The sequence below is a fragment of the Actinacidiphila rubida genome, assembly GCF_900110255.1.
GTDB classification, from domain to species: domain Bacteria; phylum Actinomycetota; class Actinomycetes; order Streptomycetales; family Streptomycetaceae; genus Actinacidiphila; species Actinacidiphila rubida.
The window spans coordinates 119,873-133,232 of the sequence record NZ_FODD01000001.1 but is presented as its reverse complement, the minus strand read 5'-3'; the positions used below and the strand labels follow the sequence as shown (position 1 = coordinate 133,232).

At 75.1% G+C, this 13,360-nt stretch carries 12 protein-coding genes; 5 read left to right on the top strand and 7 right to left on the bottom strand.

Going from position 1 to position 13,360, the window contains the following annotated elements:
- Positions 1-63: 63 nt before the first annotated feature.
- The gene (locus BMW99_RS42850) at positions 64-447 is read right to left on the bottom strand and encodes a cold-shock protein (RefSeq protein ID WP_033173507.1); all 384 of its coding nucleotides are present in this window, start codon (positions 445-447) and stop codon (positions 64-66) included.
- A gap of 155 nt (positions 448-602) precedes the next feature.
- On the opposite strand from BMW99_RS42850, the gene BMW99_RS00610 reads away from it, so the two are divergent.
- A complete protein-coding gene (locus tag BMW99_RS00610) occupies positions 603-869 on the top strand; it encodes a hypothetical protein (protein WP_245791114.1) in 267 nt (88 codons plus the stop codon).
- A 7-nt stretch (positions 870-876) separates the two neighbouring features.
- On the opposite strand, the gene BMW99_RS00605 is transcribed toward BMW99_RS00610, so the two are convergent.
- Both BMW99_RS00605 and BMW99_RS41070 read right to left on the bottom strand, forming a co-directional pair.
- Positions 877-1,539: an HAD family hydrolase gene (locus BMW99_RS00605; RefSeq protein ID WP_069466779.1), complete on the bottom strand. Its 663-nt coding sequence runs from the start codon at positions 1,537-1,539 to the stop codon at positions 877-879.
- Between the two features lie 165 nt (positions 1,540-1,704).
- Entirely contained in the window at positions 1,705-2,790 is a 1,086-nt protein-coding gene (locus BMW99_RS41070; RefSeq protein WP_075016039.1) for a hypothetical protein, read from the bottom strand.
- Positions 2,791-2,900: 110 nt separating this feature from the next.
- Here BMW99_RS41070 and BMW99_RS00595 point away from each other — a divergent pair, with 110 nt between their 5' ends.
- Complete coding sequence (locus BMW99_RS00595; RefSeq protein WP_075016038.1) at positions 2,901-5,426, top strand: helicase-associated domain-containing protein; 2,526 nt, start codon at positions 2,901-2,903, stop codon at positions 5,424-5,426.
- On the opposite strand, the gene BMW99_RS43045 is transcribed toward BMW99_RS00595, so the two are convergent.
- Complete coding sequence (locus BMW99_RS43045) at positions 5,389-6,474, bottom strand: VanZ family protein (RefSeq protein ID WP_107451646.1); 1,086 nt, start codon at positions 6,472-6,474, stop codon at positions 5,389-5,391. The two genes, BMW99_RS00595 and BMW99_RS43045, sit on opposite strands and share 38 nt — an antisense overlap.
- Positions 6,475-6,586: 112 nt before the next feature.
- Positions 6,587-7,285, bottom strand: coding sequence for an LPXTG cell wall anchor domain-containing protein (locus tag BMW99_RS00580; protein WP_075016036.1), 699 nt, complete (start codon positions 7,283-7,285; stop codon positions 6,587-6,589).
- Positions 7,286-7,537: 252 nt separating this feature from the next.
- Here BMW99_RS00580 and BMW99_RS00575 point away from each other — a divergent pair, with 252 nt between their 5' ends.
- Positions 7,538-9,190 (top strand): DNA repair helicase XPB, encoded by a 1,653-nt coding sequence (locus tag BMW99_RS00575; RefSeq protein ID WP_075016035.1) that lies wholly within the window; start codon positions 7,538-7,540, stop codon positions 9,188-9,190.
- Between the two features lie 13 nt (positions 9,191-9,203).
- On the opposite strand, the gene BMW99_RS41065 is transcribed toward BMW99_RS00575, so the two are convergent.
- On the bottom strand, positions 9,204-9,374 hold the full coding sequence (locus BMW99_RS41065; protein ID WP_176735771.1) for a hypothetical protein: 171 nt from the start codon (positions 9,372-9,374) through the stop codon (positions 9,204-9,206).
- Between the two features lie 317 nt (positions 9,375-9,691).
- Between BMW99_RS41065 and BMW99_RS00570 the strand changes: the two genes are divergently transcribed.
- Positions 9,692-11,758 (top strand): HelD family protein, encoded by a 2,067-nt coding sequence (locus tag BMW99_RS00570; protein ID WP_075016034.1) that lies wholly within the window; start codon positions 9,692-9,694, stop codon positions 11,756-11,758.
- 113 nt (positions 11,759-11,871) lie between these two features.
- On the opposite strand, the gene BMW99_RS00565 is transcribed toward BMW99_RS00570, so the two are convergent.
- Entirely contained in the window at positions 11,872-12,582 is a 711-nt protein-coding gene (locus BMW99_RS00565; protein WP_075016033.1) for a copper homeostasis protein CutC, read from the bottom strand.
- 61 nt (positions 12,583-12,643) lie between these two features.
- On the opposite strand from BMW99_RS00565, the gene BMW99_RS00560 reads away from it, so the two are divergent.
- Positions 12,644-13,318 (top strand): HD domain-containing protein, encoded by a 675-nt coding sequence (locus BMW99_RS00560; protein WP_107451486.1) that lies wholly within the window; start codon positions 12,644-12,646, stop codon positions 13,316-13,318.
- The last annotated feature ends 42 nt before the right edge of the window (positions 13,319-13,360 follow it).

Genomic DNA, 13,360 nt, shown 5'->3' with positions numbered 1-13,360 from the left:
TGTGCGGCGCTTTAGCCGGAGTATCGACCTCCGGAAAAGCGCCGCAATAGCGGGCCGTGCGGGCTATACGTCGAGCTGGTCGGCGACGACGCGCAGCACGGAGGCGATCTTGTGGCCGTGGGCCTTGTCGGGATAGCGGCCGCGCTGAAGGGAACGCGCGACGTCCTCCAGCAGGGTGGTGAGGTCCTGGACGATCGGCAGCAGTTCGTCCGGCTTGCGGCGCTGGGCGGCCGCGACGGAGGGGGCGGGGTCGAGCAGCGTGACCGAGAGCGCCTGGTCACCGCGCTGACCGGCGACCACGCCGAATTCCACGCGCTGTCCGGGCTTGAGGGCCGCCACGCCGTCGGGCAGCACCGAGGAATGCACGAAGACGTCGCCGCCGTCATCGCGGGAGAGAAAGCCGAAGCCCTTCTCGCTGTTGAACCACTTGACCTTGCCGGTAGGCACGTCCGACCTCGTCCTCATTGCTCGGAACTGCTCTGCATACGACTGCAGCGGGCCCACCTGAGACCCGCTGGCACCAGGCTAATGGCCTGCCGCTGTGTGACAAGACGCCGAGGTCCCGTTCCACGGCGTCCACGACACGGACCTACCCTTGTCCGGTGAGCAAACAAACCATGGGCCCCGGTGACCTGCTCGTGCGGGTCGGCGCGATTCTGTTCCTCGTGGGCGCCGTCGGCACGCTGGCGACGGTCGCGCCGCTGCTGCTGGGCACCAGCCGGCTGCCGACTCCGGCGTACTTCGTCTCCATGCTGATGGGCGTCGGGCTGGCGGTCGCGCTGTGCGGGCTGCTGAAGGCCGCCCTCGCGCAGCGTCACCCGGCACACGGCCAGGAGGACGCCGCGGGCCGGGCCGCCGTCGAACGCTAGGGCCGGGTCAGGCGGCCGTCAGGCGGTGGGCGGCGAGCCACGCGGGGAACTGCGTGAGGTCGTCGAGGACGACGTCGGCGCCCGCGTCCCGCAACTGCTGGGCGGCGCACGGGCCGGTCGCCACCGCGACGGACAGCGCGCCGGCCTTGCGGGCGCCGCGCACGTCGCCGACGTGGTCGCCGACGTAGATGCTCGCGCCCCACTCGATCAGCGCCTCGGCCTTGGCCTCGGCCCACAGCCAGCCGCGCACCTCGGCGTCGATGCCGACGTGGTCCAGGTGCAGCCGGGCGTTCGGCTCGTACTTCGCGGTGACGACGACGGGCCGGCCGCCGGCCGCGCGGACCGCCGCGACGGCGTCGAGCGCGCCGGGCATGGCCGGGGTGGGCACGATGGCGTGGTCGGGGTAGAGGGCGCGGTAGCGCTCGCCCATCGCGGGGATGCGCTCGGCGGGCATCCAGTTGGCCAGCTCCTCGTCCAGCGGCGGCCCGAGGCGGGTGACGACCAGGTCGGTGTCGATGTGGATGCCGGTCTCGGCGACCAGCGCGTCGTAGACGGCCTTGATGCCGGGCCGGGAGTCGATGAGCGTCATGTCGAGGTCGAAACCGACGGTCAGCGGGCCGGTGCCGGGGGCGGAGGTCGCGGGCGCGAGGTCGTTGGTCACAGCACCCATTCTCACCCGGGCCGTCAAGCGCGATCCGGCCGCCCTCGTCCCGGCCTCGTCCTGCCGCCGTCCCGCCCTCGTCCCACCGCCGCCGCGCGGGCCCGGCCGGGCATGAGGCGGCGCCCGGTCACCCGCCGCCGTCCCTCTCGGCGGGGGCCGTCGCCCCGCCCTGGGTCACGCGCTCCTGCGGCTGCGCCACAGCAGGTACAGCGCCGTGCCGACGGCGGCCAGCCGGATCGTCACCGGGTACACGTCCTGGAAGGCGTGGCCCACCTGCCCCTGGGCGATGGGCTTGCCCCACTTCCCGACGTCGCGCCCCCACACCCACACGACCATGGCGGCCGCGGCGGCTCCCGGGATGCCGAGCACCGCGAACTTCGCCTGCGTGCGGCTCATGGCGCGCGAGAGGTAGGCGAGCAGCCAGCCCAGGCCGAGCGGGATGAGCGACCCGAGGGCGGCGCCGCCGAGCAGCAGCAGGGCGGCCAGCAACAGGCTGGGGCTGCCCCAGCCGGACCGCACCCGGCGCAGTGCGGGCAGCAGGGGGCGGCGCTGCCGCCCGGCGGGTGCCTCCTCCTCGTAGGCGGCGCCGCCCGCGGGCTCCTCCTCCACGGCGGCCGGTGCGGCGCCCGCCCTGCGACGGGTGGACGGCGGCGGGTCCTCCTCGTCCAGCTCCTCGTCGTCGACGGGGATGAAGACGCCGCCGGTCATGCCCGGCAGCCCGGCCAGTTCCTCGCCGGCGCGCAGCGGGCCGCCGCCGCGGGGCGAGCCCTGCCACCATTCGAGGCCGTCACGGTCGCGGTCGCGGCCGCGCCCCCGGGCCGGGCCGGTGGTGCCGGTGCCGTCGCCGGGCTTGGTGCCGCCGGAGCCGCCGCGCCCGCCGTCCGCGCCCGAACGGCCCACCGGGACCTGGGGGCCGCGCTTGGCGTAGGGCCCGTACGAGCCGGCCGGGGGCTCGCCCGGGCCGGAGCCCGAGCCGGCACCCGACCGCGAGCCGGAACCGGAGCCGGCACCCGACCGCGAGCCGGAGCCCTCGCCGGAGCCGGACGCCGCCTCCACCACCTCGTCGGGCGTGCCGATCCTCCCGAGGATCCGGCGGACCGCGGCGGGGCTGTCGCCGCTGGTGCCGTCGCGCTGGCGGTCGATGTCGTTGCGGAGCTGCGCGACGAGCTGCATGCGCTCGGCGGCGGGCATGGCGGTCTGGGCCAGGTCGCCGACCCGGCTCAGGTAGTCGAACACCAGCCGGTCACTCTCGACGCCCACCGCCGACCCCCTTCCACCGCGCTGCCCCGAAGGTACCCGCCTGTCACGGCGGCTGTCCTCACCCGGCGGCCGGGGCCGGGGATTCGGCCGGTACGGCTACTGTGGGACGGATGACGACCGGGGACGCCGCCGTACCGCGCACGCTCGCGGAGGACCTGCGCGCACGTGACGACGACGCGCTGGCGCTGCTGCTGCGCGCCCGCCCCGACCTGCTGTCGCCGGTCCCCAACGACCTCACCCAGCTCGCCACCCGGGCCGCCACCCGCAGTTCGGTGGTACGCACGCTGGACCGGCTGGACGCGTTCACCCACCAGGTGGCCGAGGCGCTGGCCGTCGCGCCCGACCCGTGCGACGAGGACACGCTCCGCATCCTGATGACCGGGGCCGGCGCAGGTGCCCGCCCGGCCCGCGCCCGGCGCACGTCGGAACAGGGCGGCGCGCTCCTGCCCGGCGGCGAGCCGCTGGCGCCGGAGCTGGCGGCGGCCGCCGCCGAGGCGCTGCCGCGGGCCGTGCGGACGCTGCGGGAGTGCGGGGTGCTGTGGGGCGGGGAGGACCGGCTGCGGCTGGTGCGGACGGCCAAGGACCTGCTGGCGCCCTCGCCGTCGGCGGCGTCGGCGACCGGCCTCGGCCCGTCCGTCGGGGAGGCGACCGCGGGCATGTCGCCGTCCCGGCTGCAGGAGATCGTGGCCGACGCGGGCCTGCCGGGCACCCACGACCCGACCAGCGCGATCACCGCGCTGACCGGCCTGTTCGGGGACGCCGGCCGGCTGGGCGCGCTGCTCGCGCAGGCCCCCGACGGGGTGCCGGAGGTGCTGGAGCGGCTGCTGTGGGGCCCGCCGTACGGCGAGGTGCGGGACGCGACGGCGCCGGTGCGCGCGGACGCCGGCGACCGGCCGGTGACGCCCGTGCAGTGGCTGCTGGCCCGCGGCCTGCTGCTGCCGGCCGGCCAGCACACGGTCGTGCTGCCCCGGGAGGCGGCCCTGACGCTGCGCGGCGGCCGCGCCCACCGCGTGCCCGAGCCGGCGCCGCCGGCGGTGGATCCGGTCACCCGTCCCGAGCGGACCGTCGACATGACGGCGGGCGGGCAGGCGTTCACCGCGATCCGCACGGTCGTCGAGCTGCTCACCGAGTGGCAGACGGGCGGTCCGCCGGTGCTGCGCAGCGGCGGCCTGAGCGTGCGCGATCTCAAGCGCACCGCCGCCGCCCTGGACCTGACGGAGCCGCAGGCCGCTTTCTGGCTCGAACTCGCCTATGCCGCCGGGCTGATCGCGTCCGACGGCGAGGCCGACGAGAGGTACGCGCCGACGCCCGCGGCGGACGAGTGGCGGCAGTTGCCGCCGGAGCGGCAGTGGACGGTGCTGGCCACCGCGTGGCTCGCCGCGACCCGCACGCCCGGGCTGGTCGGCAGCCGCGACGCCAAGGGGCGGGCGCTGTCCGCGCTGGGCCCGGAGCTGGACCGCTCGCTCACTCCGCGGGTGCGCCGCGCGGCGCTGCGCGTGCTGGCGGACCTGCCGGCCGGCGGCACCGTCGTGAAGGACGCGCTGCTGGCCCGGCTGCGCTGGCAGCGGCCGCTGCGCGGCAGCGCGGACGCGCTGCGCACCGATCTGCTCGGCTGGACGCTGGAGGAGGCGGAGACGCTCGGCGTGACGGGCCGCGGGGCGCTCGCCGGGCACGCCCGCGCGCTGCTGGAGTCGCCGCCGGACGCGGGCAGGGCGGCGGCGCTGCTCGCGCCGCTGCTGCCCGAACCGCTGGACCACGTGCTGCTGCAGGCCGATCTGACGGCCGTGGCGCCGGGCCCGCTGATCGCGGCGCTCGCGGAGACCCTGAACGTGCTCGCGGACGTGGAGTCCAAGGGCGGTGCCACCGTCTACCGGTTCACGCCGGCGTCGGTGCGGCGGGCGCTGGACGCGGGGCGCAGCGCGGCGGAGCTCCAGACGTTCCTGGCCGCGCACTCGCGCACGCCGGTACCGCAGCCGCTGAGCTACCTCGTCGACGACGTGGCCCGCCGGCACGGTGCGCTGCGGGTGGGGGCCGCGTCCGCGTACCTGCGGTGCGACGACGACGCGGTGCTGACCGAACTGCTCGCGGACCGCCGCGCCTCGGGTCTGGGCCTGCGGCGCCTGGCGCCGACGGTGCTGGCCGCGCAGAGCGACCCGGCGACGCTGCTGGAGCGGCTGCGGGCGATGGGCCTGGCCCCGGCGGCCGAGTCCGCGGACGGCGACGTGCTGATCACCCGGGCCGACGCCCGCCGCACCCCGCCGCGCACCCCGCCGCTGCCGGTGACCGACGGCCCGCCGGTGCCCGACGACAAGCTGCTCGGCGCCGCGGTGAAGGCGATCCGGGCCGGCGACCGGGCGGCGACGGCGGTGCGCCGCGCGCCCGCGCCGGCGGCCGACGGGCTGCCGCGCACGCCGGCCGCCGACACGCTCGCCACGGTGCAGGCCGCGGCGCTGGCCGGCGAGTCGCTGTGGATCGGCTACGTCAACGCCGAGGGCTCGGCGAGCCAGCGGGTCATCGCACCGGTCCGGGTCGAGGGCGGCTATGTGACCGCGTACGACCACACCACCGACGAGGTCCGCACCTTCGCGCTGCACCGCATCACCGGGGTGTCCGAGCTGGCGGACGATCCCGCCTGACGCCGTAGCGGTGCCACCAGTGGTCGCGCCGCGGGTGCAGGGCCCGGCCGAGCCTGCGGCCCAGCAGCAGGTAGCCGATCAGGGCGCCCGTGGTGTTGAGGATGACGTCGTCGATGTCGAACGCCCGGCCCTCGACGATCGCGCCCTGCGCCGACTCGACCAGCACCATCACGAGCGCCGTGACGACGGCCACCCGCACCAGGCCGCGGGCGCGGGGGAACAGCATCGGCAGCAGCACGCCGAACGGGACACCGAGCACCACGTTGCCGCCGACCTGCTTGACGCTGTCGCGCAGCGCGGGCTGGTCGAGGTAGGCGCGGATGGACGCGCCCGGCCTGAGGTTGGTGTGCACCAGGCTGTCGGAGGCGGGCGACGGCACCAGCGTCACCTTGGCCAGCGCGACCGCGAACCCGACCATGCAGACCAGGGCGACGGCCATGACGGCGGCCCTGGCCAGCACCGGCCACAGGCTGTGCCGTTGCAGCACCGGCGCTTCGGGCTCGCGGCTGCGGGGCACCGTGCCGGCCCGGATCCTGGCGGCGGTCCCGGCCTTCGCGCCGGTCTTCGGCTTGGCACCCGACTTCGGCTTGGCACCCGTCTTCGGTTTCGCGGTCGTCCTGGGCTTGCCGGTGGTCTTCGGCTTCGCGGTGGTCCTCGGCTTCGCGGTGGTCCTGGCCGCGGCCTTGGAGGTGTCCCCGGTCCCGGCCTTCGCGCCGCCCCTGGTCGTGAGGGCGGCCTTCACCGCGGACAGCGGACCCGGCTTCGGTCCTGACGCCGGTGGCGGTTTCGGTGCCGTCTTCTGCTTGGCCGTGGCCGTGGCCTTCCCCTCCCCATCGGTCCCGGCCGCCCTCGTGCCCGCCGCGCCGAACGCGCGGCGGTACCACGGGGTGTCCGGGGGTGCCGCGGTGGCGCCTTTCGGGCTCCGCGGCTTCTGCGTGTCCTCGGGTTCCTGCTTCGGCGTCTGCTTCCGGCCCTTCGCACGGTCCTGGCGTCTGGCGCCCTGACGCTGCTGCGGCGCCGGGCGGAGCAGCCCCACGCGTAACGCCATCTCTCCTCTTCCCCCTCGCCTCGGCGGCCGGTCCCGGGTCGTCTACCCGGGGCCGGCCGCCGTACGCCACGCGCGGGGGCACGGGGTGGAAGGGATCAGACGGACGGGTGGGTCAGCCGTGCCGGCCGCGCCTGCGGGTGAAGACGACGAGCGCGCCGCCCGCGGCGAGGACGCCGGCCGCCGCCGCGGCCGTCCAGCCGATGCCGTCGGCACCGGTGTGGGGCAGGTGCCCGCCGGGGTGGGTCGGGGGCGTGTGCGTCGGATAGGTAGGCGGGGTGTGGGTCGGCGGCGTGTGGGTGTGGGTGGGCGGGGTGTGCGTGGGGTGGGTCGGGGGCGTGTGCGTCGGGTACGTGGGAGGCGTGTGGGTCGGGTGGGTCGGCGGCGTGTGCGTCGGGTACGTGGGAGGCGTGTGCGTGGGGTGGGTCGGCGGCGTGTGCGTCGGATGCGTCGGCGGGGTGTGGGTCGGATGCGTCGGCGGCGTGTGCGTGGGGTGGGTCGGGGGTGTGTGGGTCGGATGCGTCGGCGGGGTGTGGGTCGGATGCGTCGGCGGCGTGTGGGTGGGCGAGCAGCTCTCGCTCGCGCTGGGCGACGGCCAGCCCGTGTCGGGTGGGCTCTGGGAGGGCCAACCCGTGTCCGTGTACGACGAGCTGCCGCCGCCGTCGTCCGCGGAGGCGCCCGATGCGGAGCCGGGGAGCAGCAGGCCGGCCGCGGCCAGGACTGCCGCGCCGACGACTGCCGTGGACGCCGCGACGGCTCGGAACGTCCCCTGCCGGCGCGGCTCGGCGGGGGGATGCGTCTGCTGGTGATCCATGGGGGCAGAAAACATCAAATATGACTTTCAATCCCTTCGCCACGATCACCGGCCACGCAGATTCCCACGGATGGGTATGCCTCCCCCGCCACAGGGGTGACCTGCGACAACGCCGGCCGGCCCGGCCCGCCCCCGCGGGCACCGGCGACCGCGGCACCGGGCCCGTGGCCGCCGTCACCCGGTCGGGTCCCCCGTCCGCAGTACAGTTGTCTGTTTCCCCGACCGCGTTTCCCCGACCGCGGAGGTCCCTGCGTGTCCTGCCTGATCGTCCAGAGCGACAAGACCCTCCTGCTGGAAGTCGACCATGAGCAGGCCGACGCCTGCCGCCGTGCCATCGCCCCGTTCGCCGAGCTGGAACGCGCGCCCGAGCACATCCACACCTACCGCCTGACGCCGCTCGGCCTGTGGAACGCGCGGGCCGCCGGGCACGACGCCGAGCAGGTCATCGACGCGCTCATGGAGTACTCGCGCTACCCGGTGCCGCACGCACTGCTGGTCGACGTCGCCGAGACCATGGCCCGGTACGGGCGGCTGCGGCTGAGCAAGCACCCCACGCACGGCCTGGTGCTGACCAGCACCGACCGGCCCGTGCTGGAGGAGATCCTGCGGTCCAAGCGGGTCCAGCCGCTGGTGGGCGCGCGGATCGACGACGACACGGTCGCCGTGCACCCCTCGGAGCGCGGGCAGATCAAGCAGGTGCTGCTGAAGCTGGGCTGGCCGGCCGAGGACCTCGCCGGGTACGTGGACGGCGAGGCGCACCCGATCGAGCTGCGTGAGGACGGCTGGTCGCTGCGGCCGTACCAGAAGCAGGCGGTCGAGGGCTTCTGGCACGGCGGCTCCGGCGTGGTCGTGCTGCCCTGCGGTGCCGGCAAGACGCTGGTCGGCGCGGGCGCGATGGCGGAGGCGAAGGCGACCACGCTGATCCTGGTCACGAACACCGTCTCGGCCCGGCAGTGGAAGCACGAGCTGGTGAAGCGGACGTCGCTGACCGAGGACGAGATCGGTGAGTACAGCGGCACCCGCAAGGAGATCCGCCCGGTCACGATCGCGACGTACCAGGTGCTGACGACGAAGCGGAAGGGCGTCTATCCGCACCTGGAGCTGTTCGACTCGCGGGACTGGGGCCTGATCCTCTACGACGAGGTGCACCTGCTGCCCGCGCCGGTCTTCAAGTTCACCGCGGACCTCCAGGCGCGCCGCCGGCTCGGCCTGACGGCGACGCTGGTGCGCGAGGACGGCCGCGAGTCGGACGTGTTCTCGCTGATCGGGCCGAAGCGGTTCGACGCGCCCTGGAAGGAGATCGAGGCGCAGGGCTACATCGCGCCGGCCGACTGCGTGGAGGTGCGGGTCAACCTCACCGACAGCGAGCGGCTGGCGTACGCCACCGCGGAGGCCGAGGAGAAGTACCGCTACTGCGCGACCACCGCGACCAAGCGGAAGGTCACCGAGGCGCTGGTGGCCAAGCACCGCGGCCAGCAGACGCTGGTGATCGGGCAGTACATCGACCAGCTCGACGAGCTGGGCGAGCACCTGAACGCCCCGGTGATCAAGGGCGAGACCAGCAACGCGCAGCGCGAGAAGCTCTTCGACGCGTTCCGCAACGGCGAGCTCTCGGTGCTGGTGGTGTCGAAGGTCGCGAACTTCTCCATCGACCTGCCGGAGGCGACGGTGGCCATCCAGGTCTCCGGCACGTTCGGCTCCCGGCAGGAGGAGGCGCAGCGCCTGGGCCGGGTCCTGCGGCCGAAGGCCGACGGGCACGAGGCCCGGTTCTACTCGGTCGTCGCCCGCGACACCATCGACCAGGACTTCGCCGCCCACCGGCAGCGCTTCCTGGCCGAGCAGGGCTACGCGTACCGGATCGTGGACGCCGACGACCTGCTGGCGGGCGCGGACGAGGACAGCTGAGGCGCGCGGAGGGTCAGTAGCGCTTGTCGTCGGCGCCGAGGATGACGATCTCGACGGCGGTGACGGCGAAGACGCGCAGCGCGTGCAGCGCGTCGCCGATCCGGTGCCGCGGGTGTCCCTCCCGCGGCCCGATCGCGGTGCCGCCGTGGACGGTGGGACCTGGGGGAACGGTGGTGGAGGTCATGTCTCCACGGTACGAAATCAGGCGTTCGGAGTACGTCGGACCGAGGTCGCAAAACCGGCGCCCCGATCTCCGACCCCAGGCTGACCCCGGACCCTGAGCCCCGCCTCGGGGTCGACCCCGAGAAGCCCGGCCGCGGGCGCCGGAAAATGCGTTCGCGGGCCAACGGAAGGCGGCGTATGATCGCCCGTCTTGCCGCCTCCCGGTGAACGGGAGTGCCGCCGCCCGGACGGAAACCGGCCGGCCTTCGTGACAGCAGTCCACGCACGCGCGCCGCCGGGGCGCGTCCGCGCGTGCACGTACCAGCCGGAGGCGATGTCGTGCCCTCGCACGTCCAGATCCAGGAACCGACACCCGAGCCGCTGCGACGGGAACGGGACCACCTGTCCGCGTCCCGGGCGGCGCTGCGGGCCATGCGCCACGACGTCGAGGCCCTCGACATCTCGGACGTGACCGGCAACTGGGTGAACGCCCAGATCCTCGGCCGGCAGATCGAGGACCGGATCAAGGCGCTGGCCGACCTGGCGGACACCCCGCTGTTCTTCGGCCGCCTCGACTACCTGCACGCGCCCGGCGCGGACCTGGCCGAGGGCGCGGGCGGGGAGAACTTCTACATCGGGCGCCGGCACGTCCACGACGGGGACGGCGACCCGATGGTCGTCGACTGGCGCGCGCCGGTCTCGCAGCCCTTCTACCGCGCGTCCCGCAAGGAGCCGATGGACGTGCGGCTGCGCCGCAGGTTCGGGTACACCGGCGGCGACCTGACCGCCTACGAGGACGAGCACCTCACCGACGCGACCGAGACCACGACGACCAGCAGGCTGCTGCAGGCCGAGATCGAGCGGCCGCGTGTCGGCCCGATGCGCGACATCGTGGCCACCATCCAGCCCGAGCAGGACGAGATCGTCCGGGCCGGCGTCACCGGCACGGTGTGCGTGCAGGGGGCACCCGGCACCGGGAAGACCGCGGTGGGCCTGCACCGGGTGGCGTACCTGCTGTACGCGCACCGCGAGCGGCTGGCGCGCACCGGCACCCTCGTCATCGGACCGAACGCGTCCTTCCTCCAGTACATCGAGCAGGTGCTGCCCGCGCTGGGCGAACTGCAGGTCAAGCAGGCCACGGTGGACGACCTGGTGGCCCATGTCCCCGTCCGCGGCACGGACTCGGCGCGGACCGCGACGCTCAAGGGCGACGCGCGCATGGCGCAGGTGCTGCGGCGCGCGGTGCGGTCCGGCATCCGGATGCCGGCGGATCCGGTGGTCGTGGTCCGCGGGTCCCGGCGCTGGCGCGTGCCGGCGTACGAACTGGAGGAGATCGTCAAGGAGTTGGCCCAGCGGGACATCCGCTACGGCGCCGCCCGCGACGCGCTGCCGCAGCGGATCGCGCACGCGGTGCTGGTGCAGATGGAGCGGTCCGGCGAGGCGCCGGACGACCGGGTGCAGGACGCGGTGGCCCGCAACCCCGCGGTGAAAGCGGCCGTGAAGGAGTGCTGGCCGCCGGTCGATCCGGCGAAGACGGTGCTGCGGCTGCTGTCCGAGCCGGAGTTCCTCGCGCGGTGCGCGGACGGGCTGTTCGACGAGGACGAGCAGAAGGCGCTGCTGTGGGAGAAGCCGGCCCGCGGGCTGGGTTCCGCGCGCTGGTCGGCGGCGGACGCGGTGCTCGTCGACGAGGCGTACGACCTCGTGCAGCGCACGAGTTCGCTCGGGCACGTGGTGCTGGACGAGGCGCAGGACCTGTCGCCGATGCAGTACCGGGCGGTGGGCCGCCGCTGCACGACCGGCTCGGCGACGATCCTCGGCGACCTCGCGCAGGGCACGACGCCGTGGGCGACGGGAGCGTGGGAGGAGGCGCTCGCGCACCTCGGCAAGCCCGAGGCGCGGATCGAGGAGCTGACCCGCGGGTTCCGCGTGCCGCGCGAGGTGATCGCGTACGCGTCGCGGCTGCTGCCGTCGATCGCGCCGGGGCTGGCGCCGGCCACGTCCGTGCGGGAGTCGGCGGGGGCGCTGGAGATCCGGCAGGTGCCGGTGGAGGAGCGGGACGAGGCGCTGCTCGCCGCGTGCGAGGCGGCGTTGGGCAACGAGGGCTCGGTCGGGCTGATCGTCGCGGATGCGCGGGTCGCCGCAGTGGGGGCGGCGCTCGACGCGGCGGGCGTCGGGTACCTCGCCCCGGGCGAGGAGACGTCCGCGGCCGTGCGCGTGACGCTCGTGCCGGCTTCGCTGGCCAAGGGTCTGGAGTACGACTACGTCGTGCTGGACGAGCCCGCGGCGATCGTGTCCGGCGAGCCGGACGAGCGGACCGGACTGCGCCGGCTCTACGTCTGCCTCACCCGAGCCGTCTCCGGCCTCACCTGCCTGCACACCGCCCCTCTCCCGACGCCCCTCCTCTGAAGGCCCCCGGCCCGGGCGGCGGCTCGCCCCGCGCGGGCGAAGGGCACGCATCAGGGGCGCAACGTCCCTCCAGGGGAACCCTGTTCGGCGCTCCCCCCCCTGTTGGGGGCGCTTCAGGGGACGGGGACGGGGGTGTCGAGGGCCGCGCGCCAGGTGCGGACGGCGTCCGCGTCGACGGGTCCGGCCCAGCCCGCGGGGCGCACCGCCCCGCCGACGTGGAACGCGTCGAGCCCGGCCGCGCGCAGGGCGGGCACGTGGCCGAGGAGGAGCCCGCCGCCGACCAGGAGGCGCGGCTCGTACCCCGGCTCCCCCGTCCTCGCCGCCTCCGCGCACAGCACGTCGAGACCGGCACCGACCCCCGCCGCCGACCCGGCGGTCAGATAGGTGTCGAGGCCGGGCAGCCCGGCCAACTCCAGCCGCACGCCGTCGCGATCGGCGGCCCGGTCGATGGCCCGGTGGAACGTCCACCGGCATCCGTCGAGCACGTCGACGAGCGCGTGGACCGCGTCGAGGTCCGCCCGTCCCCGCCCGTCGAGGAAGCCCAGGACGAACTCCTCGGCGCCTTCCGCCCGCAGACCCTGCGCGGCCTCGCAGAGCGCGTCGAGCTCGGCGGGCCCGCCGGCGCTGAACCCGTCCGAGAGCCGCAGCATGACCCGCAGGGGAATGGTGACGGCATTCCGGATCGCACCGAACGTGGCCCGCGACGGCGTCAGTCCGTCCGCGGCCATGTCGGTGACCAGTTCGAGGCGGTCGGCGCCGCCGTCCTGGGCCGCTACGGCGTCGTCCGCGCCGAGGGCGATCACCTCGAATATTGGTCTAGACATATGAGCAAGGGTGCCACACCCGTCACTTCCACGCGAGAGCGGGTAGCGCACAATGGCCCGCATGTCTTCGTTCCCGGCCGACGCCCACCCCCGCTACAACGCCCTGCTCGCCGAATGGAACGAGCTGCTGCGCCGCTGCCAGGCCGGTGACCGCGACGATCCCGTGGACCCCGCACCCTACGGACGCGACCTGCTCGAACGCTGGGCCGAGCCGCAGCGCCGCTACCACACGCTCGATCACCTGGTCGCGGTGCTCGCGCGCGCGACCGAACTGACCGCGTACGCCGACGATCCGGACACCGTCGCGCTGGCCGCGTGGTTCCACGACGCGGTGTACCGGCCGGACCGCAGCGAGAACGAGGAGCGCAGCGCGCATCTGGCCGAGCGGGCACTGCGCGAGGCGGGCGTGGACGGCGCCCGGATCGCGGAGGTGGCGCGGCTGGTGCGGCTGACGGTGACGCACGACCCGGCGGAGGGGGACCGCGACGGGGAGGTGCTGTGCGACGCGGACCTGGCGGTGCTGGCCGGCGATCCGGCGGCGTACGCCGCGTACGCGGCCGCGGTGCGCGAGGAGTACGGCTTCGTGCCGGACGACCTGTTCCGCACCGGGCGCGCGGACATCCTGCGCCGGCTGCTCGCCCTCCCCCGGCTGTTCCGCACCTCCTACGGGCACGACCAGTGGGAGGCCGTGGCCCGCCGCAACCTCACCACCGAACTGGAGTTGCTGGAGGCCTGAACCGGCCCCGGGCCGGCGGGTGGCCGGTAAAAGGTCGTGCAC